The organism is Nitrospirota bacterium, assembly GCA_004296885.1.
Lineage (GTDB): Bacteria > Nitrospirota > Nitrospiria > Nitrospirales > Nitrospiraceae > SYGV01.
Genome location: SCVN01000015.1, coordinates 83,471 through 106,634, shown reverse-complemented (window position 1 = coordinate 106,634; position 23,164 = coordinate 83,471). Strand labels below are relative to the sequence as shown.

18 protein-coding genes are annotated in these 23,164 nt (G+C 63.0%); 13 read left to right on the top strand and 5 right to left on the bottom strand.

Going from position 1 to position 23,164, the window contains the following annotated elements:
• Nucleotides 1-27: 27 nt before the first annotated feature.
• Both EPO61_07665 and EPO61_07660 read right to left on the bottom strand, forming a co-directional pair.
• The gene (locus tag EPO61_07665) at nucleotides 28-1,944 is read right to left on the bottom strand and encodes a hypothetical protein (GenBank protein ID TAJ08776.1); all 1,917 of its coding nucleotides are present in this window, start codon (nucleotides 1,942-1,944) and stop codon (nucleotides 28-30) included.
• Between the two features lie 74 nt (nucleotides 1,945-2,018).
• Nucleotides 2,019-2,999: an ATPase gene (locus EPO61_07660; GenBank protein ID TAJ08775.1), complete on the bottom strand. Its 981-nt coding sequence runs from the start codon at nucleotides 2,997-2,999 to the stop codon at nucleotides 2,019-2,021.
• Between the two features lie 495 nt (nucleotides 3,000-3,494).
• Here EPO61_07660 and EPO61_07655 point away from each other — a divergent pair, with 495 nt between their 5' ends.
• The 13 genes from EPO61_07655 to EPO61_07595 all read left to right on the top strand — a co-directional run bounded on the left by EPO61_07655 (nucleotide 3,495) and on the right by EPO61_07595 (nucleotide 19,567).
• Entirely contained in the window at nucleotides 3,495-3,824 is a 330-nt protein-coding gene (locus tag EPO61_07655) for a LysM peptidoglycan-binding domain-containing protein (GenBank protein TAJ09002.1), read from the top strand.
• 151 nt (nucleotides 3,825-3,975) lie between these two features.
• Nucleotides 3,976-6,399: a tetratricopeptide repeat protein gene (locus EPO61_07650; protein TAJ08774.1), complete on the top strand. Its 2,424-nt coding sequence runs from the start codon at nucleotides 3,976-3,978 to the stop codon at nucleotides 6,397-6,399.
• A gap of 13 nt (nucleotides 6,400-6,412) precedes the next feature.
• Nucleotides 6,413-8,227, top strand: coding sequence for a GAF domain-containing protein (locus EPO61_07645; GenBank protein TAJ08773.1), 1,815 nt, complete (start codon nucleotides 6,413-6,415; stop codon nucleotides 8,225-8,227).
• A gap of 134 nt (nucleotides 8,228-8,361) precedes the next feature.
• Entirely contained in the window at nucleotides 8,362-9,870 is a 1,509-nt protein-coding gene (gene trpE, locus EPO61_07640; GenBank protein ID TAJ08772.1) for an anthranilate synthase component I, read from the top strand.
• A gap of 107 nt (nucleotides 9,871-9,977) precedes the next feature.
• Nucleotides 9,978-10,541, top strand: coding sequence for an aminodeoxychorismate/anthranilate synthase component II (locus tag EPO61_07635; GenBank protein TAJ08771.1), 564 nt, complete (start codon nucleotides 9,978-9,980; stop codon nucleotides 10,539-10,541).
• A gap of 43 nt (nucleotides 10,542-10,584) precedes the next feature.
• Nucleotides 10,585-11,595 (top strand): anthranilate phosphoribosyltransferase, encoded by a 1,011-nt coding sequence (trpD, locus tag EPO61_07630; protein ID TAJ08770.1) that lies wholly within the window; start codon nucleotides 10,585-10,587, stop codon nucleotides 11,593-11,595.
• Between the two features lie 214 nt (nucleotides 11,596-11,809).
• A complete protein-coding gene (gene trpC / locus EPO61_07625) occupies nucleotides 11,810-12,631 on the top strand; it encodes an indole-3-glycerol phosphate synthase TrpC (protein TAJ08769.1) in 822 nt (273 codons plus the stop codon).
• Nucleotides 12,628-13,416: a VOC family protein gene (locus tag EPO61_07620; GenBank protein TAJ08768.1), complete on the top strand. Its 789-nt coding sequence runs from the start codon at nucleotides 12,628-12,630 to the stop codon at nucleotides 13,414-13,416. The genes trpC and EPO61_07620 overlap by 4 nt, the downstream gene beginning before the upstream one ends.
• 18 nt (nucleotides 13,417-13,434) lie before the next feature.
• Nucleotides 13,435-14,238 (top strand): methyltransferase domain-containing protein, encoded by an 804-nt coding sequence (locus EPO61_07615; protein ID TAJ08767.1) that lies wholly within the window; start codon nucleotides 13,435-13,437, stop codon nucleotides 14,236-14,238.
• Entirely contained in the window at nucleotides 14,235-14,864 is a 630-nt protein-coding gene (locus tag EPO61_07610; GenBank protein TAJ08766.1) for a phosphoribosylanthranilate isomerase, read from the top strand. The genes EPO61_07615 and EPO61_07610 overlap by 4 nt, the downstream gene beginning before the upstream one ends.
• A gap of 114 nt (nucleotides 14,865-14,978) precedes the next feature.
• On the top strand, nucleotides 14,979-16,172 hold the full coding sequence (gene trpB / locus EPO61_07605; protein ID TAJ08765.1) for a tryptophan synthase subunit beta: 1,194 nt from the start codon (nucleotides 14,979-14,981) through the stop codon (nucleotides 16,170-16,172).
• Nucleotides 16,169-16,987 carry a tryptophan synthase subunit alpha gene (locus EPO61_07600; GenBank protein TAJ08764.1) on the top strand — a complete coding sequence of 273 codons (819 nt, stop codon included), beginning with the start codon at nucleotides 16,169-16,171 and terminating at the stop codon, nucleotides 16,985-16,987. The genes trpB and EPO61_07600 overlap by 4 nt, the downstream gene beginning before the upstream one ends.
• A 24-nt stretch (nucleotides 16,988-17,011) precedes the next feature.
• Nucleotides 17,012-19,567: a GAF domain-containing protein gene (locus tag EPO61_07595; protein ID TAJ08763.1), complete on the top strand. Its 2,556-nt coding sequence runs from the start codon at nucleotides 17,012-17,014 to the stop codon at nucleotides 19,565-19,567.
• A gap of 118 nt (nucleotides 19,568-19,685) precedes the next feature.
• On the opposite strand, the gene EPO61_07590 is transcribed toward EPO61_07595, so the two are convergent.
• Genes EPO61_07590 through lysS form a run of 3 tightly spaced genes read right to left on the bottom strand, consistent with a single transcriptional unit; the run spans nucleotide 19,686 to nucleotide 23,162 of the window.
• Nucleotides 19,686-20,378: an ABC transporter ATP-binding protein gene (locus tag EPO61_07590; protein TAJ08762.1), complete on the bottom strand. Its 693-nt coding sequence runs from the start codon at nucleotides 20,376-20,378 to the stop codon at nucleotides 19,686-19,688.
• Nucleotides 20,371-21,684, bottom strand: a complete 1,314-nt coding sequence (locus EPO61_07585; GenBank protein TAJ08761.1) for an FtsX-like permease family protein — start codon at nucleotides 21,682-21,684, stop codon at nucleotides 20,371-20,373. The genes EPO61_07590 and EPO61_07585 overlap by 8 nt, the downstream gene beginning before the upstream one ends.
• A complete protein-coding gene (gene lysS / locus EPO61_07580; GenBank protein ID TAJ08760.1) occupies nucleotides 21,681-23,162 on the bottom strand; it encodes a lysine--tRNA ligase in 1,482 nt (493 codons plus the stop codon). Before lysS ends, EPO61_07585 begins: the two co-directional genes overlap by 4 nt.
• Nucleotides 23,163-23,164: the final 2 nt, after the last annotated feature.

Genomic DNA, 23,164 nt, shown 5'->3' with positions numbered 1-23,164 from the left:
CTGAGAGCTGACGGCTCCTTTCCCTTTTCATTCCCGGATAAACTTCGTGGCGTAGCTCCGGATCTCGTGTCCGTTCAGGACGTGGAACCGGCGCAACCGGTCCACGGTCTGTCCAGAGAACCGGCTCAATGGAATCGGGACCAGCCGGCGGTTGAACGACCGGGCGATCCTTCGCCAGCGGGCCAGCGGCGGAACTGGCGTCACCAGCACGATATGCGGCTCCTGCGAGTGCAGCGCTCCGGCGGCGATGAGCCGTTCCTCTAACGTCCGGGCGGCGTTCAGCCGGGGATCCTGCCAGATGTCGGGGATCGGTCTGGGTGGAAACAGGAACAGGGCGCCGCCGTAGCAGGACTGGGCGATGCCCGGCCCGACCATCTGCGCCTGGAAAGGGCTGGCATAGAAGCAGAGGGTGGACTCTTCCTGATGCTCGGCATACCAAGTGGCTTGCCAGGAATAACGGGCCGGATCGGCCGGGGTGTCGAACAGGAACAGGACCACTTCGACCTGGCCGCGGGCCGGCGGGATATCTTTGACATAGATGTCCATGCGCAGCCTGGCGGTCTGGCTATCGGCACCGTGGCCCGGATGCCTCCGCGTCCGGTGCCAGTGGCGAAGGGTCTCGCGCACGTCCACTCCGTCCTTGATGGAGCTCGTGAACTTCTCCGCGCGGGCCAGGTCTGCGCCCAGAATGGCCCTGGCCTGTTCCCGCACATGCTGCGTGAAGCTTTCGATCCGGTTGTCCTCTGGCGGCCAGGAACATTGCCGGAACGGATTCCATTGCAGGGTCCAGCGGCGGCTGGTGATGGGTTCCGGGGCGGGGCGGAGGGAAAGAGCCCGCCAGGCCAGGACCGGTCCTGGCAGTCGGTTCTTTGCGGTTGCCACCCGACCGTCCGGCAATTCCAGTTTGCCGATGCCGATGGACAGGGAGGAGCCGGCCCAGTCCTCTGTGTCTTCTTGAAAGGCGTAACTCCTGGCGGTTTCCAGCAGCGTGATGGCGAAGTCGTCTCCCGCCATCTGCTTGGCGGCCAGGACCAAGGTGTAGAGATCAGGAGTCAGACGGCGATCCAGCAGGGCCAGGTTCCGAACGTACTGGAGGTATCGCTGCAACAGGTGGGGCGTGACCCAGTTGGCGATCGACCGATTCTCGGCGTGGCGTCTGTCGGTCCAGCGGGTTCGGGCGCTCAGCAGCAGTTCCTTGATGCCGTCGACCGAGAGGTGGCGGTCCGAGCGGACCTCGGCGCGCCGCCGTTCGTACAATTCCGTCAGAAACGGCAGCTCGCCCAGCGCAAAGTACAAGGTCGAGGAAGAAACCGGCGCGGCGGACGGACGTTGGGCGATCGGCTCCGGATCGACGTAAGGACTGCGTTCCCGATAGGCCTCCCGCAGCCAGGGCCAGTCGGCCACATGGCAGAGACAGAGAATGGACGCAGAATCCAGCTCCAGTTCGTGGAGGCGAAAGGCCATCCAAGCAATGCGCCGCTCGCGTTGGCTATGAGGGGGCGGCGCCGGGAGAGAGGGGAGCAGCGCCGCCGCATAAGCCGCCAGCGAGATCCGTTTGAGCGCGTAGGGGTCCGGGGCGGTGAAGGGCGTCGGCTCGAAGGCGGTCACGTCCCGATCGATGTAGGCGCGCGGGATGCCCTCGCCCATGGCGACCCGAATACCCATGATGACCGCCTGGCAGGGATCGACCGGCACGTAGCTGGCCCGTGGAGTTCCATCCCGGTCCGGCTCCGGGAGCACCACCAGGTGGATGCGGGGCAGAGACCCGACGGCCTGTTCCAGCGCCGGTTCAACCGAGGGCGGCAGGGGAACCGCGAGACAATCGACGGGGCGTGAAATCAGGGCCTCGCGGACCTCCTGCGCCAGGTCGCCGCTTCCATGGAGGATCGGCAGGACCTGAATTCGCGGAGAGAGGCGCAGGATCGCATCGGTTGGGTCGGTCATACAGTTGCACAGTCCGAAAGTCGCCTAGTCGGCCGCGCGAAGACGTGACGCCTTGAAGACGTTCGGACGATGGTTTACCGTTCCGGGTGCAGCGGATCGTCCCCTTCGAAGAAAAAATCGCCCAGCCCCTGGGGCAAGGTTTGGTTTCCCAGCGCCCGCTTCCGTCGCCGCGAGAGTCCTTCCAGGTCCAGCGCCTCTTCGCCCAGCACCTTGACCAGCGATTCCCGCCAGGCGTTGTCTTTCGACAGGGGGTGGGTCGGGTCTTGCGCCAGCCGCTTGAGCGCATATTGCAGCAGGTGAATCCCGTCCCGAACCGAGAACTCCAGGTTCAGCTGATGCGCGGCTTGCAGGAAGTCCACGGTCAGCCCCAGCATTTCACCCGGCGCGAAGGGCATGTGGTAGCGCAGAATCGCCAGCTCGTCGTCCCGTCGCGGGAAGCCCATGCTCAAGGTCGGTTGCAAGCGGGACAGGATGTAATCGGGGACCTCGTAGGTCGAGGCATCCTCGTTCATGGTCACGCAACAGCGGAAATCGTCCTGGGCCTTGATCAGCAGGCCCGCCACGATGGACTCCACGCAGCGCCGGTGGTCCAGCAGGGAGGCCAGCGAGGCCCAGCTCTTCTCGTTCATCCGGTTGCCCTCGTCCAGCACGCACACGCTGCCGGTCAGCATGGCCGTGACGAGGGGGGAGGCATGGTAGGCGATCGTGCCGGATTCCGCCAGCACGGGCGTGATCAGCAGGTCTTCGGGCCTGGTATCCGCGGTGCATTGGAAGATGTACAAGTCCTGCTTGCGCTCCTTGGCTCCGGCCATGGCCAGCGAGGTTTTGCCGATGCCGGGCTGGCCGGAGATGCGGGGGGCCAGGGGCAGGTCCCGTTCGTCGATCACGAGCCAGCAGGCCAGCAACTGCCGGAGGATCTCGCGCTCGCCGATCCATTCCTGCGAGGAGTCCATGGGCTGGGCGAGGTGGATGGCGATCCCGTCCAACAGCACCGATCGGCCGGCTCTGGCCGCGCCAAGAGGCCCCTTCTTTCCGTGACTATCAGGCTGGTGCATGGCTGCTCCTCGGTGCCCGGCCGCCCCCAGCCGACGCGGGTGCGATCCGGCCCAAACCGTAACATACCCTCGGAGAGGGGTCAAACCAGCGGATGGGGCCGAGAGTCGCCTCCTTACGCGCTTCCGTCCGAGTTGCGAAGAGCCTTGTGCTTTGACTTTCAGTCTCTTAGGCTCTATGCTTTGTGCGTTCGCATTGGGGTTCACTGGCGTGGAGAGATGGAGGGGAAGAGGCAATTTATGATGGGTAGACATGCAGGACGTCTCGTGGCGCTGGCGATCGGCACGGTGATGCTGGCCGGCTGCGTGATGGGGGAAAAATACGAGGCGGAAAAAGCCCGCGCGATGAATTTCCAGCGGTTGCTGGCCCAGGAGGAAAAGCGGACCGGCGAGATGGACAGCGAGCTCAAACGGCTCAAGCGGGACTCGTCCGAGCTGGAAGCGCGCAATCGTGAATTGACCGCCCAGGTGCAAGCGGTCCGCGAGCAGTTGGGACGGATGCAGGAGGAAGCAGCGGCCATGCGGGATGCGGCCCTGCTGAAAGAACAAGACGCGCAGGGGCGGGCGCGCAAGGCTCCGGCCAAGGGGAAGCGGCCCGACAAGATGCAACCCGGCAGCATGGATCCGGGCGCCATGGCCACGGCTCCGATGCAGGATCCGGCCCCGGCCGCCGCGGCGACACCCCGGTATCACCAGGTCAAACCGGGCGATACGCTGATGGCGCTCAGCCGTCTATACGGGGTCGACGTCAATACGCTCAAGCTGCTGAACAACTTGCAAGACAATACGATCCACGTCGGCCAGCGTCTGGTAGTCGGACGTCAATGATCCGGACGTCGTCCGTGCGGTCCGCTCCGACCCGGTAACACGTCCCTCTGACCATGGTCCAGCGCCGGTTTCCTGCCAACGAGATTGCCACGGTTTCCTGCGGGGCCGCATCCGACGCCGCTATCGCGCACCGGGGTACGGACACCATCCCATGTTCGGACTAGGACTGTCTGAAAAACGGGACAAGGCTTACAACCAGCGGGACTGGGACACGGTGATCTCCGTCGCGCGCAAGCAGGTGCAGAGCGACCCGCAGGACGTCAAGGCGCTCAACGATCTGGCCGTCGCCTACTACCATAAGAAGATGCTCACCGAAGCGCATCAGATCTGCCAGAAGATCAACGAGGTCAACCCGATCCAGGACTTGTCCCGGCAGGTCGCCGAGCTGGGCGTCAGGTACATGCGCTATCATCTGGTGCAGGGGGAAACCTACTATGCCCGGGGCAATTACGACGAGGCATTGCGGGTCTTCGAGCGGCTCCGATTCCTGAAGGGCAATCTCTCCGATAAGTTTCACCGTGCGGCACAGATCCACCTGTCCCGCGGCCATGCCGATCAGGCGGTCAGCGAATACGAGCAACTCTGGAAATGGCGGCCGGAGCGGGGGGATGTCGTGCTGAAGGGCCTGCACGCCGTCACCGAGAAGTTTCCCCGCACTGCCAAGGCCCACCGTCTCGCCGTCGAGGTACTGAAGAAGCGGGGGCAGCTCAACGACACGGTGAACGGGTGGGAGCAGTCCGTGCGGGCCGGCGCCAAGGACCAGGCCGACATCTTCCGGCTCGGATTCTACTATCAAATCGAGGGGCAGGATGCCAAGGCCATGGAGCTGTTCGAGGGCTATGCGCTGAGCCATCCCGAGGACGACGGTTTGCACTGGTTCCTGGCCGACCTTCAGCTGGAACGGGGCCAGTGGGACAAGGCGCTTGCGCAGTACCGGCAATTGATGGAAAAGTGGCCGGAGAACCCGGATCTCATCCAGGCCCGACTCGAACGGGTCGCCATCCAGCGGCCGGATAATGTGCCGCTCCAGGCGGAGCTCCTCTCGCTCGCCTTGCGGCGCGGAGGGGTGGAGGCGGCGCGGGCGCGGGTGCAGGCCGCGCTCCCGACGGCCCGCGCGTCCCAGCCGCTGCGGGTGGAGTTGGAGCGCATCCTTGTCAAGGCGATGCAGGAGCATGCCGACACGGGCGAGCTGGACGCCACCCACGCCTTGCTCGAACTGCTCTTGCTGCTCAATCCCAGCGGCCAGGGCTATCGAAGCCAGCTGGATCAGCTGGATTCGGTCATGGGACCCCAGCAGATCTGCGAGATGGAGGAGCGACTGAGCAGCGGCATGCTCTCCGAACAGGAAGCCTTCATTTTGCTGAGCGAGTTGGGCGAGCGCTACGTCAAGCTGGGCAGACCGGATGAAAAAATCATTGCGGTCTACCAGCAACTGGCCAAGCCGACGTCCCCGTACCAGCCGGACGCGCTGTTCCGGTTGGGCTTCATCTTTTTGCGGCAGGGCCTGGTCGATCTGGCGGAAAACCATTTCGAAAAGCTGGGCCGTCTGGCTCTTCCCGAGAGCGTGCAAGCGCAGTTTTGGTATGAAATCGGCATGACCTTCGAGCGAATCGGCCGGCCGGACAAGGCGCGGGACTATTACATGCGGACGATGGAAATCGATGTGAATTATCGCGACGTGGCCCAGCGTCTCAGGCAGCTGCCGGTCCAACCCCAGCCCGCGACCCAGGCGCAAACGCAGAGCCAGACCCCCATCGCGTGGCCGCCTCCCCAAAGCGATCCGATGGCGGTGGTCCGGGAGCGTTACGACCGAATCGAAAAAATCGGGGAAGGCGGAATGGGCTCGGTCTTTCGCGCGCTGGATCGGGTGCTCAGGCGTGACGTGGCGTTGAAGTTCATCAAGAAGGATTTTCAGTACGACAACGAGGCCGTGGCGCGGTTCATTCGCGAAGCGCAAGCCGCCAGCCATCTGCGGCATGACGGCATCGTGGCGATCTATGACATCCATGTGAAAGAGCCGATCTACATCGCGATGGAATTCGTCGAGGGGGGGAGCTTGCGGGATGAACTCAAGAAGGGGCCCTGCCCGGTGAAGCTGGTGCAAGCCCTCGCCGTGCAGATCTGCGACGCGTTGGGCTACGCGCACCGACAGGGAATCGTGCACCGGGACATCAAGCCGGACAATATCCTGACGGTCAAGGGCGGGGGGATCAAGATCGCCGACTTCGGCCTGGCGCGGATCGAAGAAGGCGGCGGGATGACCAAGACGGGCCAGGTCATGGGCACGCCCCGGTACATGGCCCCGGAACAGATTTTGGGCAAGACGGTGGATGGGCGGAGCGATCAGTATGCGGTGGGGGTCATGCTCTACGAGCTGCTCACCGGGTCCGTGCCGTTCAAGGATGGGGATATCGCGTACCGGCACATTCATGAAACCCCCACGTTGCCGGGCGTGTTCAATCCCGCCGTGCCAGCGCCGTTGGGAGCGATCGTGATGCGGGCGCTCGAGAAACGACCCGAGGACCGTTACCCGAGCATGGATGCCATGGGGCGAGACCTGCAAGCGCTGAGCTAAGGGTGCATGTGAAATGGCCGACGAACACGTAGTTTGCCCGTACTGTAACCACAAACAGCCGGCCGCGGTCTATTGCGGCCGCTGCCGGGTGCATATCCAGCACTACGGCGGCGTCAAGAGCGCCATCGCTCGTTTCGAAGCCGACCTCGGACAGATGCGCACCCACGTGCAGGCCGCTGCGCCGACCTATCAGCCCGCCCTCGATGCCCTCCGCAGCCTCGGAGAGGCCTTGCTTGGTCTCAAGGTGAACGTGGAGCGGTTGAGCCGGTCTCAGCGCGAGATGACCACGCTGGCTCAAGTGGGCCGCATGATCAACTCCGTCCTGACGATGGACAAGCTCCTCAATCTGATCATGGACATGGTGATCAACGCCATGTTCGCCGAGCGCGGGCTGCTGATGCTCAAGGATGCGGTGACCGGCGACCTGACCGTGCAGGCGGCCCGCAACATGACGATGGAATCCGAGAGCGAGACGAAATCGCGATTGACGATCAGCACCAATATCTGCAGCAGGGTGGCGAGTGAGGGCAAGCCTATCCTGGCCACAGACGCGCAGAACGAGGACCAGTTCCACGGCATGCACAGCGTGATGGCCTACAACCTGGCTTCGCTGGTGTGCGTGCCGATGAAGACCAAGAGCGGGGAGGTCATCGGGGTCATTTACGTGGACAACCGGATCGTGTCCGGCGCCTTCAACGAAGACAGCGTGGAGTTGCTCACGAATATCGCCAACCAGGCGGCTGTCGCGATCGAGAATGCCTGGCTTTACGAGAGCATCCAGAAAGAAACCAATGTTCGCATGAGCCTCCAACGCTACCTGTCGCCCAGCGTGGTGGAGGACTTGATGAAAGGCAAAGAGGGAACGCTGAAACTGGGGGGGGCCAAACTGGACTGTTCGGTGCTCTTTGCCGACATCTGCGGCTTCACCCCTTTGTCCGAGAGCCTGGACCCGGAGCATGTCGTGCGGTTTCTGAACGAGTACTTCACCGCCATGACGGACATCGTGTTCCGCCATCATGGGACGTTGGACAAGTTCATCGGCGATGCGATCATGGCCGTGTTCGGGGCGCCGATGGCCATGTCCGACCATGCCTGCAAGGCGGTGACGGCGGCCATCGAGATGCAGCGGGAGGCGAAACGTTTGCAGGAGGAGGCTGAAAAGAAAGGTCGAACGGGCTTCCATTTGCGCATCGGGATTAACAGCGGCCCGGTCATCGCCGGGAATATCGGGTCGCCGTCGCGCCTGGACTATACCGTGATCGGCGATACGGTCAATGTGGCATCGCGCCTGGAACCGCTGGCGTCCACCGACGGCATCGTCATCAGCGACGCGACCTATCAGCAGGTGAAAGGGTTGGTCCGGGCCGACAAGCTTCCGCCGGTGAAGATCAAGGGGCGGACCGGCATGGTCGAGCCCTACGAAGTGCTTGACCTGCTGGAACAGGAACAGGTGAGTGACGACAAGAAGAATCTCCGCCGTCACGACCGGCTGGACGTCACGCTGTTCGCAATCTACCGGGGCGCCACGAGCAGCCGCATGTACCAGGGGTCCATCAAGAACATCAGCCGGGGTGGGGTCCAACTCAGCACCAGGGAAATCTTTCCCCTGGGGACCGACGTGACCCTCTCGTTCAGTCTGCCGAACGGCCAGAAGCTCACCGAAGTGGGCGGCAGGGTGACGCATGTCCAGCAGCTCACCGACGATAAGGGCAAGGAGTACAGCAAGCTCGGGATCGAATTTACCCGCTGTACGGACGAGGATCGCGAGCGGATCGTCCACGCCTGGCAGATCTCCTCTTGGCGAGGCGGCGCGCTGAAGAAAATCTAAGGCTCTTCCCTTTACGCCCTGCTGGTCACTCCGGATCCGTTCCCCTCTGGCGCACATTCCGGTACGTTCCTTCGGGCTCTCTGAGGCCGGTTCCACTCGTTGACTTTGCGCAGGGTGCGTGCTAGTTTTCGAGGATGAAAACCCCTTCCTTTTCTTTGAGTTTCGAGGAGTTCCGCGCCCTCGCCTCACAGGGGAATCTCATCCCTTTGTACCGCGAGATCCTGGCCGACTTCGAGACTCCCGTCTCCGCCTTTACCAAGATCGACCATGGCCCCTCCGCCTACCTCCTGGAAAGCGTGGAGGGGGGAGAGAACTGGGCGCGGTATTCCTTCCTCGGCAGCGGCTCGCCGATCGTCATCCGCGAGGAGCGGGGCATGCTGTTGATCGTCCGGGGCACAAAAGTCCAGCGCCTGCCGATCTCGGCGAAGCCGGGGGAAACGCCCCTGGATCGGCTGCGCGACATCATGGCCGCGTACCATCCGGTCACGGTGCCCGGGCTTCCGCGCTTCGTGGGCGGGGCGGTCGGGTACCTGGGCTACGACATTGTCCGGTATTTGGAAGACATTCCGCCGCGCCGCAAGGATGCGCTGGGCCTGCCGGACCTGGCGTTCCTGATCACCGATACGTTGCTGATCTTCGACAACGTGGCGCAGAAGATCAAAGTCGTAGCCAACGCCCACGTGCCGTCCGGCAAGGAGTCGGACCTGAAACGGGCCTATGCCGACGCCACGGCCCGCATTGAGCGGATGATCGCGCGTCTCAGGCGGCCGCTGCGCCGCACCGGCCCGAAGAGGCGCCGCAAGTCCATCGCCTTTACATCGAACATGAGCCGCGCCGATTTCGAGAAGATGGTCGTGAAGACCAAGGAGTACATCAAGGCCGGGGATATTTTCCAAGGCGTGCTGTCGCAGCGTTGGGAAACGCGCATCCAAACCGCGCCGTTCGAGATTTACCGGGCGCTGCGGCTGGTCAATCCCTCGCCCTATATGTACTATCTGCGGGTCGGCGGCGTCGAACTCGTGGGCTCCTCGCCGGAGATCCTGGTGCATTGCGAAGAGGGCAAGGTGTCGGTGCGGCCGATCGCCGGCACCAGAAGGCGCGGGGAGACGGAGGAGCAGGACCGGATGCTGGAGCGGGAACTGCTGGCGGATGCGAAGGAACGGGCCGAGCATGTGATGCTCGTGGATCTGGGGCGAAACGACATCGGGCGGGTGGCGAAGAAGGGTACCGTCAGGGTGGATGCGCTCATGACCGTCGAGCGCTATTCCCATGTGATGCACTTGGTCTCCAACGTGCAGGGCGAATTGGAACCGACGAAGACGGCCTACGATGTGATGCAGGCCTGTTTTCCGGCCGGCACCGTGTCCGGTGCGCCGAAAATCCGGGCGATGCAGATTATCGAGGAGTTGGAGCCGGCCAGGCGTGGGCCTTATGCGGGGGCGGTCGGCTACTTCAGCTTCTCCGGCAACATGGATACCTGCATCAACATCCGCACGATCGTGATCAAAGGCAAGCAGGCCTATATCCAAGCCGGGGCCGGCATCGTGGCCGATTCCGATCCCGCCCGCGAGTATGAAGAGACCTGTAACAAGGCCAAGGCCATGATGAAGGCGATCGAGTTGGCGGAGCAGGGGCTCGAATAGGAGAAGAGCAAATGGCGTATGGCCAATGGCAAGAAAGGAACGGAGACGAACGGCTCTCTCGCCTTTAACCATCAGCCATTCGCCATAAGCCATAGGCTCTTATTGTTATGCTATTGATGATCGACAACTACGATTCCTTCACCTACAACCTGGTGCAATATCTGGGCGAGCTGGGGGAGGACGTCCGGGTCTACCGGAACGATAAACTCACGTTGGATGAGATCGCCGCGTTGAGGCCGCAGCGGATGGTCATCTCGCCTGGCCCCTGTACGCCCAACGAGGCGGGGGTGTCGGTGGCCGCCATCCAGCGGTTCGCCGGTCAGTTCCCGATCCTGGGCGTCTGCCTGGGGCATCAGTCCTTGGCCGCGGCCTTCGGGGGCGAAGTGATCCGGGCCGGGCGGCTGATGCACGGCAAAACCTCGATGATCCACCACGACGGCAAAACCATTTTCCATGGCCTGGCCAACCCCTTTGAGGCGACCCGGTATCATTCCCTGCTGGTGAATCGGACGAACCTGCCGGACTGTCTGGAAGTCTCGGCCGAAACCGCCGAAGGGGAGATCATGGGACTGCGCCATAAACAGCTGGGCGTCGAAGGTGTCCAGTTCCACCCCGAATCCATCCTGACCGTAGTCGGCATGGATCTGCTCAGGAATTTCCTGAAGCTCTAGTCGGTTCTCCGGCCATGCGCCATCAGCTATCGGCCATTTGCTCATGATTAAAGAAGCCATCGCCAAACTTGCGGAGAAGATGCACCTCTCGGAGAAGGAAGCCGAGGAGGTCATGTCGGAGATCATGGGCGGGGTTGCCACGCAGGCCCAGATCGCCGCCTACCTCATGGGGCTCCGTCTCAAGGGCGAGACGGCGGAGGAAATTTCCGGCTCCGTCAGAGCCATGCGGGAGAAGGCGGTCGGCATCCGGGTCGCCGATCCGCTGGTGGTGGACACCTGTGGCACCGGCGGCGACGGGGCGCATACCTTCAATATCTCGACGACGGTGGCCTTCGTGGCGGCGGGCGGCGGACTGACCGTGGCCAAGCACGGAGGCAAGGCCGTGTCGTCCCGATCCGGCAGCGCCGATGTGTTGAGCGCGCTGGGCGTGAAGATCGATCTTCCCCCCGAGCGGGTGGCGGACTGCATCAACGAAGTCGGCATCGGGTTTCTCTTCGCGCCCTTGTTCCACGGGGCGATGAAGCATTGTGCGCCGGTCCGTCAGGAGTTGGGCATCCGCACGCTCCTGAACATCATGGGCCCCATGTCCAATCCGGCTCGGGCCGGGTTTCAGGTGCTGGGGGTCTATGCCGCCGATCTCACGGAACTGATGGCCAAGGTCTTGTTGGGGCTCGGCACGCAACATTGTTTCATCGTCCACGGGATGGATGGACTGGACGAAATCACGTTGACGGATCGGACGAAGGTGTCGGAAGGGAAGGGCGGGGTGGTGTCGACCTACTTCGTGGAGCCGAGCGACTTCGGCCTGCAACGGGTCAGGTCCAAGGAACTGGCCGGGGGGACGGCGGAGGAGAACGCGCACATCTTGCGGGAGATTCTGCAAGGCAGGACCGGGCCCAAGCGGGACATCGTCTGTATGAACGCGGCGCCGGCCTTCGTGGCGGGCCGCAAGGTGAAGACGTTGCAGGAAGGCTACGAGCTGGCGGGCCGGGTGATTAAAAGCGGCGCGGCCTACGAGAAGCTGGAGCGGTTGATCGCATTTACGAACAAGTAAGTAAAGGCATGGTGCACTCATCGCTTCCGCATCTCTCGAAACGACCCTTCCGGACTCTGCTGAGCGGAAGCCTTCGGAAATTCCCTCGAAGACTTGGTCAGTTTCCGCTTTCCTTCCCAGTAGAGTCTCGGTGGGTACCCCGTTTCTCCGGCGAAGTTCGCTCTGAGTTTCACCATGCCCTTGGGGTGGTGGAAGGTGAAAGAGAGAGTAGAAGATGATCCTGGATCGAATCCTGGAGCATAAAAAAGCCGAGGTGCGGCATAAGCAGAGCCGCGGGTATCTGGTCGAGCTCAAGTCCAGGATCAGCGACCGGGGAGCGACACGTGGGTTCATCCAGGCCCTCAAGGCCACCCGTCCGCCGGACAGTCCATCATTGATTGCCGAAGTGAAGAAGGCCTCGCCCAGCCTGGGCCTGTTGCGGCCGGAGTTTCAGGACCTGTTCGAACCGGTGAAGATTGCCGAGCAGTACAAGGAATGTGGGGCCTCGGCCTTGTCGGTTTTGACGGACAAGGAGTTTTTTCAGGGGGAGCTGGACTATCTCCAGGCGATCAAGGAAAAAATCGGACTGCCCTGTCTGAACAAAGAATTCATGGTGGACGACATCCAGTTCTACGAAGCGCGGGCCTATGGAGCCGACGCCGTGTTGCTGATCGTCGCGGCGCTGGAGCGACGGCAGTTGATCGACTTTTTCGCGCTCGCGCAAGAACTTTCGTTGGATGTGCTCATTGAAACACACCATGAACGGGAATTGGACACGGTGTTGGAGCGGTTGCCCGAGGCCAGGCTGATCGGGATCAACAACCGGGACCTCAAGACCTTCTCGACCGATTTGGGCGTGACCGAGAGGCTGGCCAAGCGCATTCCTTCCGGCAAGATGATCGTGAGCGAGAGCGGCATTCACAAGCGGGACGATGTGAAGCGCATCATGGACGCGGGCTGCCAGGCCATGCTGATCGGGGAGTCCCTCATCAAGGCGGAGAACAGGGAAGCAAAGATCAAAGAGCTTTTGAACGCGGACAAGGCCTCGCTTGTATGATCCTCGGCATCGACCATATCCTGATTGCAGTGGAAGATCTCGACAAGGCGACGGAGCTCTATCGCCGCTTGGGGTTTCAGGTTCTGGTCGGCGGGGAGCATCCCACAGTCGGGACGCACAATGCCTTGGTGCCGCTGGCGGACGGGACTTATCTGGAGCTGATCGGCGTCAAGAAACCGGAGCTGGCGCAGCAGTTTCCCTTCGGACAGCAGGTGCTGGAGGCCCTGGACAGGCCGAACCGGCTGGCCGGGTTCGCGCTGGAGAGCGGGGATGTGAACGGCGACGTGCAGGCGATCCGGGACCGGGGACTGACGATTGCCAAGGCGCCTCCCGGGGGACGAGCCAGACCAGACGGACAGCAGGTGTCCTGGCGGACGGCCCATCCAGAAGATCCTCGGCTGCCGTTTCTCATTCAAGATACGACGCCGCGTTCGCTCCGGGTGCCGCCTTCCCCAGACGGGCTGAACGGTTCGACGCAGGTGGGATGGGTGGAAATCGGAGCGGCGGACCTCCAGCCGGCGACCACATCGTTCACGCAACTCCTGGGCGAGAGGCCTGTGGAGGGGAAATTTTCGCTCCAGCGGGGGGCGATTCATCTTTCCCAGAGCTTTTCGGGAGACGGAGCGCAGATGGCGGCGCTGCTGACCCAAGATGTGGCCGGCTTGGCGCGTGATTGGGAGGCCCGAGGCGTTCTTTTTTACGACGAGGTCATCCGAGGGAACGGTCGGGTCCTTGTCCCGCGAGACACGGGCGGAGCCAGAATCAGCTTCTGTCAGATTCGTTAAGGCCTCGATGGTTGGCGCATGATGGAGACACGAGAGACCTATACGGTCGGGTACAGCGACGTGGCGGTACGGTATATGCGGCGCCGCCATGCGTCGCGCGACGCGGGCTTTCTGCTGCCGCATCTGAAGCCGGGCATGACCGTGCTGGACTGTGGTTGCGGGCCTGGGACGATTACGGTGGGCTTGGCCGAGGCCGTGGCTCCAGGTCAGGTGATCGGTGTGGACCTTGCGGAATCGCAACTCGAAGCGGCCCGAACAACGGCCCGGCAACGTGGGGTGAAGAACGTCGAGTGGAAGGTCGGCAGCATTTATCAACTTCCGTTTCCGGATCGTTCCTTCGACGCGGTGTTTTCCCACGCCCTCTTCGAACATTTGGGCGAGCCGCTGGCCGCGCTGGAGGAGATCAAGCGGGTGCTGCGTCCCGGTGGGATCGCCGCGATTTCCAGCCCCGATTGGTCCGGCAACCTCATGGCGCCGCGCGATCCGGACGTCGAGCAGGCCGTTCAGGTCTACAAGGCGATCCAGCAACGGAACGGGGGCAATCCCTATGTGGGACGTGAACTCGGATGCCTCTTGCAGGAGGCCGGATTCTCGCGCATCAGCCTGTCGGCGATCTACGACTGTTACGAAGATGTGCCGCTCGTGGCCGAACTGTTGGCGCAACGGATCGAAGAGGGAGTCGGGAAACAGATTGTCGCCGGGCCTGGGCTGGGCCGTGCCGAAGTCGGGGATCTCTGCCGGGCGTTACGCCAGTGGGCCAAGCAGCCGGCGGTCTTGTTCGCCCAAACCTTCGTGGATGCGATCGGGTACGCAGACGCATGAGCGCCGTCAAAGTCAAAATCTGTGGGATCACGAATGCCGACGATGCGGCCGCCGCCGTCGAGGCGGGGGCCGATGCGCTGGGGTTCATGTTCTACGCCAAGAGTCCCCGTTGCGTGGACGCTCCGCTGGTGAAGCGTATCGTCGCCGGCCTGCCTCCGTTCGTGTTGCCGGTCGGGGTCTTCGTCAATGAGGAAGCCCAAAAAGTCCGCAACCTCATGGACGAATGCGGCTTGGCTCTGGCCCAGCTCCACGGGGATGAAACGGCGGCCTATTGCGAAAATCTTGGGCGGCCCCTGCTCAAGGCCTTCCGGCTCCGCGGTCCGGCCGATTTGCTCAGCTTGGCGGAATTCAAAGGCCGGGCCGGGGTGCGCGGCTTTGTCGTGGATGCCTTTTCCGCGGCTGCCTATGGCGGGACGGGCGAAGTGGCGGACTGGACCTTGGCGGCGGAAGTGGCCAGGCATGCTCCGGTGCTCCTGGCCGGCGGGCTGACGGCGGAGAACGTCCGTGATGCGATTCAACACGTCAGGCCTTACGGCGTGGATGTGAGCAGCGGGGTGGAAGCAAGCCTGGGCAAAAAAGACCAGGCGAAAATCCGGGCGTTCATTCAAGCCGCAAAGCTTGTGTAGCAAGAGACTCGGGGCTATACTCCGCGTGAGTTATCAAGATGGAACGTCCATCAAGTCATGAAGTTTTCAAGAAGATGTGGCGTGTCGACTTTCAGACTTTTAGACTAATGCGTTATGCAACAACTGCCTAATACGCATGGCCGGTTTGGCGACTTTGGGGGCCGCTATGTCCCCGAAACGCTCATGCCGGCCATCCTCGAATTAGAGCAGGCCTATGCCAGGGCCAGGCAGGACCGAAAATTCCAGGCGGAATTTGCCGGCTACCTGAAGCGGTTCGTCGGGCGCCCCACCTCCCTCTACTTTGCGGAACGGCTCACGAAACGGTTGGGCGGCGCCAGGATTTACCTCAAGCGGGAAGACCTCTGCCATACCGGCGCCCACAAGATCAACAATTCGATCGGCCAGGCCCTGCTGGCCGTCCGGATGAGGAAGAAGCGGGTGATCGCCGAGACCGGCGCCGGCCAGCACGGCGTCGCCACGGCGACGGCGGCCGCCATGTTCGGTCTCTCCTGCGAAATCTACATGGGCACGGAGGACATGCAGCGCCAGGCGCTGAACGTCTTCCGCATGCGCCTGCTGGGCGCGATCGTGACGGGCGTGGAAGCGGGGAGCCGGACGCTCAAGGATGCGATCAACGAGGCGATGCGCGACTGGACGACGAACGTTCGAACCACCAACTACATCCTTGGGTCCGTGCTCGGGCCGCATCCCTATCCCATGATGATCCGCGATTTTCAATCCGTGATCGGGCGGGAAGCCCGCAAGCAGATCCTCGCGCTGGAAGGGAAACTGCCGGACTATCTGGTGGCCTGCGTCGGCGGGGGCAGCAACTCGATCGGCCTCTTTCATGCCTTCTTGAAGGACAAGAAGGTTAAGATGGTCGGGGTGGAAGCGGCGGGGCTGGGCGTGGAGAGCGGCAAGCATGCGGCCCGTTTTGCCGGCGGGAGGCCGGGGGTGTTGCACGGGACCATGACCTATTTGCTGCAGGACGACGACGGGCAGATTAACTTGACGCACTCGGTGTCGGCAGGGTTGGATTACGCGGCGGTCGGACCGGAGCACAGCTATTACCATGATGCCGGCCGTATCCAATACACGTCGGCGACCGATGACGAAGCCATGGCGGCCTTCGATCTGTTGGCGCGTGAGGAGGGCATCGTGCCGGCGCTGGAGAGCGCCCATGCGGTGGCCGAGGTGGTGAAGCTGGCTCCCAAGCTGAAGAAGCGCCAGGTGGTCATCGTGAACCTGTCCGGGCGTGGCGACAAGGACGTGCAGCAAGTGGCGCGCATTAAAGGTGTGACACTGTGACCAACCGTCTCGACGCCACATTTGAACGGTTGAAGGCCAAAGGGCAGAAGGCCCTGGTCACCTACATCATGGCCGGCGATCCGTCGCTGCAGGAAACGGAAACGTTGGTGCTGGAGTTGGAAAAGGCCGGCGCCGACGTCGTTGAGCTGGGCGTGCCTTTTTCCGATCCCATCGCCGACGGGCCGGTGATCCAGGCGGCGGCCGAACGGGCCCTGCGGGGCGGAACCTCCTTGCGGAAGATTCTCGGGACCGTCGCGTCACTGCGCAGGAGAACGCAGATTCCCCTCGTCCTCATGGCCTACTACAACACGATCCACGCGATGGGGGAGGCGGCCTTCTGCCGCCAGGCCGCGGAGGCCGGCGTGGATGGGCTGATCGTGCCGGACATGCCGCCGGAGGAGGCGGGGCCGCTCGATGCGCCGGCGGCCGCGTCCGGGCTCCGGCTGATCTACCTCCTGGCCCCCACGAGCACGCCGGCCCGCCGTACGATGGTTGCCCGCCGCAGCCGGGGCTTCGTCTACTACGTGTCCCTCACGGGCATTACCGGCGCGAAACTGACGGATCTGGGCGAGGTCCGGCTCAATGTCGAAAAGATCAGGCGCGCCACCGACGTCCCCGTGGCAGTCGGGTTCGGCATCGCGACCCCGCAGGATGCGGCGCAGGTGGCGGGGATTGCAGACGGGGTCATTGTCGGAAGCGCGATCGTCCGGCAGATCGGTGAGCACCAGCAAGACCCGCGTCTGGCCGAACGCATCGGGCAGTTTGCGCGATCCTTGAAATCCGCGATGGCCGGCTCGGCCGCACCGTCGGCATAGCCGCGCGGAGCGATAGGACATCGCATGGCCTCATCCAAGCCCAATAAGAATCGCAAGCCCGGTCCGGCGGCGCGCACGCGCAGAACTGCCGCGCCAGGTCCCAGCCGGCGTGCGAGCACGGTGCGTGTCCCAAAGACCCTGGCGGCCCGCGGAACCTCCCTCGCCAGCGGCATTCCTCAACATCTGCAACAAGTGATCCTCGAGGCCATGAGCAGCGGCAAAGCCTTGACGGACGTAGCTCGGTCTTGCCTGGAGGTGTTGCTGGAAATCAGCGGCATGCAGGGAGCCTGGGCCTATGTGCGCGACGAACAAACGGGCACGCTTCGTTGTGTGGCTGATTGCGGCTTGGTCGACGGGGTGAATGAGGAGGCGCGGGAGAAACTGGTCGCGCAGGTGACCACGGAGGAAGCCCCGGTTATGACGCGGGACCTGGTGGCCTATCCGCTCAAACGGGCCGACCGTCTGGAGGGGGTGTTGGTGGTGTCCGGCCTGTCCCAGGGTAAGAAGCAGGGCGGGGGGGCGCTGGATATCCTGGCGTTCGTCGCCACCCGGCTCGCGGCGGGCCTGGATCACAGCCGGCTGGCGGAGAAATACGCGCAGAAGATCGTCCGTATCAAATATCTGGAACAGGTCAGTGAAATCCTGAACTCGACCCTGGACGAGGGGGAGGTGCTTCGGCGCGCGATTGAAGGGGCGGCGCAACTGGTCGAGGCCGAGGCGGGGTCGTTGTTGCTGCTCGACGAGCGGAGCGGCCAGCTCAACTTTGTGGTGGCCGTGGGCGAGAAGGGGTTGCAGTTGCAAGCCATTCAGTTGAAGTCGGGCGAGGGGGTTGCGGGATTCGTGGCAAACAGCGGCCAGCCGCTGATCGTCAACGATGCCCAGCACGACGACCGCGTGGCCCATCAGGTGGACGAGCAGACCGGTTTCCGGACCCGGTCGTTGTTGGCCGTGCCGGTCCGGGCCCGCGGCAAGACGCTGGGGGTGCTCGAAGCGGTGAACAAGCTGGGGGGGCAGCCGTTCAGCAACTGGGATATGCTGGAGTTCTCGAGCCTCGCCAACCAGGTGGCGATCGCGCTGGAGAATTCCCGCCTCTTTCAAAGCCATCAACAAAAGATCACGCAGCTGAAGAAGCTTCAAGAAGTCAGCCAGGTGCTCAACTCCAGCTTGAATCAGGCGGAGATTCGGAAGAAGGCGATCGAGGCCATCACGTTCATCATGGATGCGGAAGCCGGGTCGTTGTTGCTGCTGGACGAACCGGCCCAGGAGCTGTACTTCGAAGTCGCCTTGGGCGAGAAGGGCGAGGGCGTCCGCGAGATTCGTCTGAAGGTCGGACAGGGGATTGCCGGTTACGTGGCCCAGACGGGCGAGCCGGTGATCATCAACGACTGCCAGAACGATCCCCGCTTGGCCAAACAGGCCGACAAAAAAAGCGGCTTCGTCACCCGCAACATGGTCTGTGTGCCGGTCAAGGCGCGGGATAAGATGCTGGGCGTGCTGCAGGCGATCAATAAGAAGGACGGGGGCCTGTTCAGCGACGAAGATTTGCAGGACTTCGTGAGTCTGGGGCATCAGGTCGGCATCGCGATCGAGAACGCCAACCTCTACGAAGAGATCAGCAAACTCTTCGAGGGATTCATCTCAGCCAGCGTCACGGCGATCGAAAGCCGGGACCCGACCACCAGCGGTCACAGCGGCCGCGTGGCGGTCCTGACCTGCGGCCTGGCGGAGGTCGTGGACCGGGCGGATACCGGGCCCTACGCCTCGGTGACCTTCGACTACGACCAGATGAAGGAAATCCGTTATGCCGCGGTGCTCCACGACTTCGGCAAGGTCGGCGTGCGCGAGCACGTGCTGGTCAAGGCCAACAAGTTGATGCCCGAACAACTGGCCATGCTCAAGGCGCGATTCGATTTCATCAAGCGGACCTTAGAGGTCCAGGCGTTGAGGAAAAAGGTGGACATCTTGATGTCGGGTGACCGGCAGGCAACGGCGGAACTCCTCGCTGAGGTGGATGAGGGTTTGGCGCGCCAGGTGGCCGACACGGAAGGCATCCTGGACTTCCTGCTCCAGTGCAACAAGCCGTCGGTTCTGAAACAGGGCGGGTTCGAGCGCTTGAACGACATCGCGCGCCTGCATTTCGACTACTTCTCGTCTCCGGCCTCGTACCTCACGCCGGACGAGGTCATCACGCTGTCCATTCCGAAGGGGAGCCTGACGACCGAGGAGCGGCTGGAGATCGAGAGCCACGTGACCCACACCTACAAGTTCCTCTCGACCATTCCCTGGACCAAGACCCTCCAGAACATCCCGATCATCGCCTACGGCCACCATGAAAAGTTGGACGGCAGCGGGTACCCGCGCCAGGTGCCGGGCGAGACGATTTCGGTTCAGACCCGTATGATGACGATCAGCGACATCTACGATGCCTTGACCGCCGCGGATCGGCCCTACAAACCGGCCGTGCCGACGCCGAAAGCGTTGGCGATCTTGGAGGATGAGGTCCAGCACGGGAAGGTGGACGCCCAGTTGTTGCAGGTCTTCATTGACGCCAAGGTCTACGAACGGGTCAAGCCCTCCTGAGTCGTTCCGCGACGCGGTTCCGCCGGCATGGCTGGCCTGCCTCTCAGTCCCTTATCCCCACGCGAGCCTATTCATCGGCTGGCTCACGCGAAAATCTTGCCGAAGCAGGGGCGCCACATTACGAGCCGGCGACCGTTCCGTCTTCCATCCGGACGATGCGATCGGCTTGAGAGGAGAGTTTGTCGTTGTGCGTGACGATCACAAAAGTCGTGCCGCGCTCGCGGTTCAGCTTGCGCAGGAGCGCGAAGAGGGCTTCGCCCGTATGGGTGTCCAGATTGCCGGTCGGTTCGTCGGCCAGCACCAGCGCCGGCCGTTGCATGAGCGCGCGGGCGACCGCCACCCGCTGCTGTTCGCCGCCGGACAGTTCGCCGGGCTTGTGCTGCAGTCGCTGTTCGAGGCCCACGTCTTTCAGGAGTGACGCGGCTTCCGCCTCGATGTCCGCTCTGGGCCGGTTCTGGATCAGGGCGGGGAGGCAGACGTTCTCCAGGGCGGTGAACTCCGGCAGGAGGTGATGGAACTGGAACACGAAGCCGATCTGCTTGTTACGGAACTCGGCCTGTTCGTCTTCGGGCAGGCCGAACACGTCACGGCCGTCGAATAGGACGTTGCCGCTGGTCGGCTGGTCCAGCGTGCCGAGAATCTGCAACAGGGTGCTCTTGCCTGCGCCGGATGCTCCTACGATGGCCAGGAATTCGCCCCGCCCGATGTCGAAGCTGACGCCCCTCAAGGCCGTGACTTGCTGCCCGCCCATGGGGAAGGACTTGTGCAGGTCCAGGATCCTGACCAATGGCTGTGTCTGTGGGTTACTCATAGCGGAGTGCGGCGGCCGGGTCCAGCTTGGCGGCTTGCCAGGAGGGGTAGAGGGTGGCGGCGAAACTGATCAGGATCGCCGACAACGACACGAGAATCACATCCAGGGCCTGAATGTGCACGGGAACATGCGAGATGTAGTAGACCGTGGGATCGAAGGTCCAATAGGTTTGGATGAACCAGAGGAAGGTATAGCCGAGCGGGACTCCGATCGCGGTCCCGGTCAGCCCGATGATGAGTCCGTTGAGCATAAAGATGCGCATGATGGCCTTGCGGGTGGCGCCCATGGCCTTGAGCACCGCAATTTCCCGCTGCTTTTCGTTCACGAGCATGGTGAGCGTGCTCACGATGTTGAAGGAGGCGACGATCGTGATCAGCACCAACAGCAGGAACATCATGATTTTCTCCAGCTTGAGCGCGGAGAACAGGTTCCGGTTGAGCTGCATCCAGTCGCGGGCCCAGAAGGGGAAGCCCAGGGCGGCCTCGATCGAACGCGCGATGTCGGCCGCCATGAAGATGTCGTCCACTTTCACTTCGATGCCGGTCACCGTGGTCCCCATGTTGAAGAACTTCTGGGCCTCCGGGAGCGCAATGTAGGCCAGCGAGGAATCGTACTCGTACATCCCGGACTCGAACACGGCCACCACGGTGAACACGCGGATCTTGGGGGTCATGGCGATAGTGCCGATCCTGGACGCAGGACCGACCGGAGAGACCACGTTCACCTGGTCGCCCACGAAGGCGTTCAGGCGGAGCGAGAGCTCTTTGCCGAGGATGATGCCGGGATGTTTCGGCTCGGGCGTCGCCCCCGCTTCGCCGGCCGCGGACGGGCTTGCGGCTTGGGGCGCCGGTTGCTCGGGACGATCCAGGCCGTCCAGGCTGCCGCTCTTGATGTTCTTCCCCAATTCGGTGACGCGCACCTCCTGTTGCGGATCGATCCCGCGCAGAACGATGCCTTGTACCGCCGATTCCGAGGTCAGCAGCACCTGCCGGAAGACGAATGGCGTGGCCGCCAGAACGTGGGGGACTTGCTCGACTTTTTTGATTTGGGCTTCGTAGTCCAGCATGCCGTCGTGCGTGCGGTCGTGGATCACGATGTGAGACGTCGTGCCGAGAATCTTGGCCTGCAGGTCCTCCTTGAAGCCGGTCATGATTCCCAACGTGCCGATCAAGGCCGCCACGCCCATCGTAATGCCCGCCACCGACACGAAGGTGTTGAGCGAAATGGTCCGGTTGCGCCGCTTGGCGCGCAGGTAGCGGAGACCGACGAACACCTCGTAGGGCAGAGCGGGCAGAGGCACGGTCATTTCTCCGGACGCAGTTGAGGGAACAGGATCACGTCCCGAATCGAAGCCTGGTTGGTGAAGAGCATGACCAGGCGGTCGATGCCGATCCCTTCCCCCGCGGTGGGCGGCATGCCGTGTTCCAGCGCGCGCAGGAAGTCTTCGTCCAGATGATGGGCTTCCTCGTCGCCCGCCTCCCGTTGGGCATCCTGCGCCTCGAAACGCTGGCGCTGATCCAACGGGTCGTTCAACTCGGAGAAGGCGTTGGCGATCTCGCGCCCGGCGATGTAGAGCTCGAACCGGTCGGTGAGCGAGGGGTCCGAGTCTTTGCGCCTGGCCAGCGGCGAAATCTCGATCGGGTAATCCGTGATGAACGTCGGCTGGATCAGCTGGGGCTCGACGGTCTCTTCGAAGATCTCGTTGAGGACGTCCACATGCGACGCCTTCTCCTCCACCGGGATGCCGAGCTGCTTGGCCGCCGCCAGGGCCGCCGCTCGGTCTGTCAGGACCCGTTCATCCAGCTTGTTCACTTCCAGGATCGCCTGACGGTAGGACCAGCGCCGCCAGGGGGCGGCCAGGTTGATCGACTTGCCCTGGTACTCGATCGTGGTGCTCCCCACCACCTCGCGGGCCAAGCGGCTGAACATCTCCTCGGTCAGCGCGATCAGGTCGTGATAGTCCGCGTAGGCGACGTAGAATTCCAGCATCGTGAACTCGGGGTTGTGAATCGTGGAAATCCCCTCGTTCCGGAAATTGCGGTTGATCTCGAACACGCGCGGGAAACCCCCGACGATCAATCGCTTGAGGTAGAGTTCCGGCGCGATGCGCAGGTAGAGATCCACGCCCAGCGCATTGTGGTGTGTCACGAAGGGCTTGGCCGTGGCGCCGCCGGGGATGGGGTGCATCATCGGCGTCTCGACTTCCAGGAAGCCTTTTTCGATCAGGAAGGCACGGATGCCGGCGATAATCTTGCTGCGCGCGGCGAAAATCGCATGCACCGAAGGGTTGGCGATCAGGTCCACATACCGCTGCCGGTAGCGGGTCTCCACGTCGGTGAGGCCGTGCCATTTCTCGGGCAGGGGGCGCAGCGCCTTGCTGAGGAAGGTGAGCTCGCCGACTTCCACCGTCAATTCGTTCGTCTTGGTGCGGAACAGGTGGCCGCTCACGCCGATCCAGTCGCCCAAGTCCAGCCCCTCGCAGACCTTGTAGGCCTGTTCGGTGAGCAAGTCTTTCTTCAAATAGACTTGCAGCCGGTCCGCTCCGTCCTGCAGCACCGCGAAGGCCGCCTTGCCGAACCGGCGCAGGGCCACGATCCGCCCGGCGAGCCGGCAGGTGACCCGTTCCGATTCCAGGGCTTCCTTGGACTTCTCGCCGTGGAGCTGGGTCAAACGGCCGGCCCGGTCGGTCGCCTCGAACCGGGTGCCGTAGGGCTGGACGCCCAGATCGCGGAGGGCGTCCAGCTTCTTGATGCGCTGTTGCTGTTGGTCGTTTAGTTCATCCATAC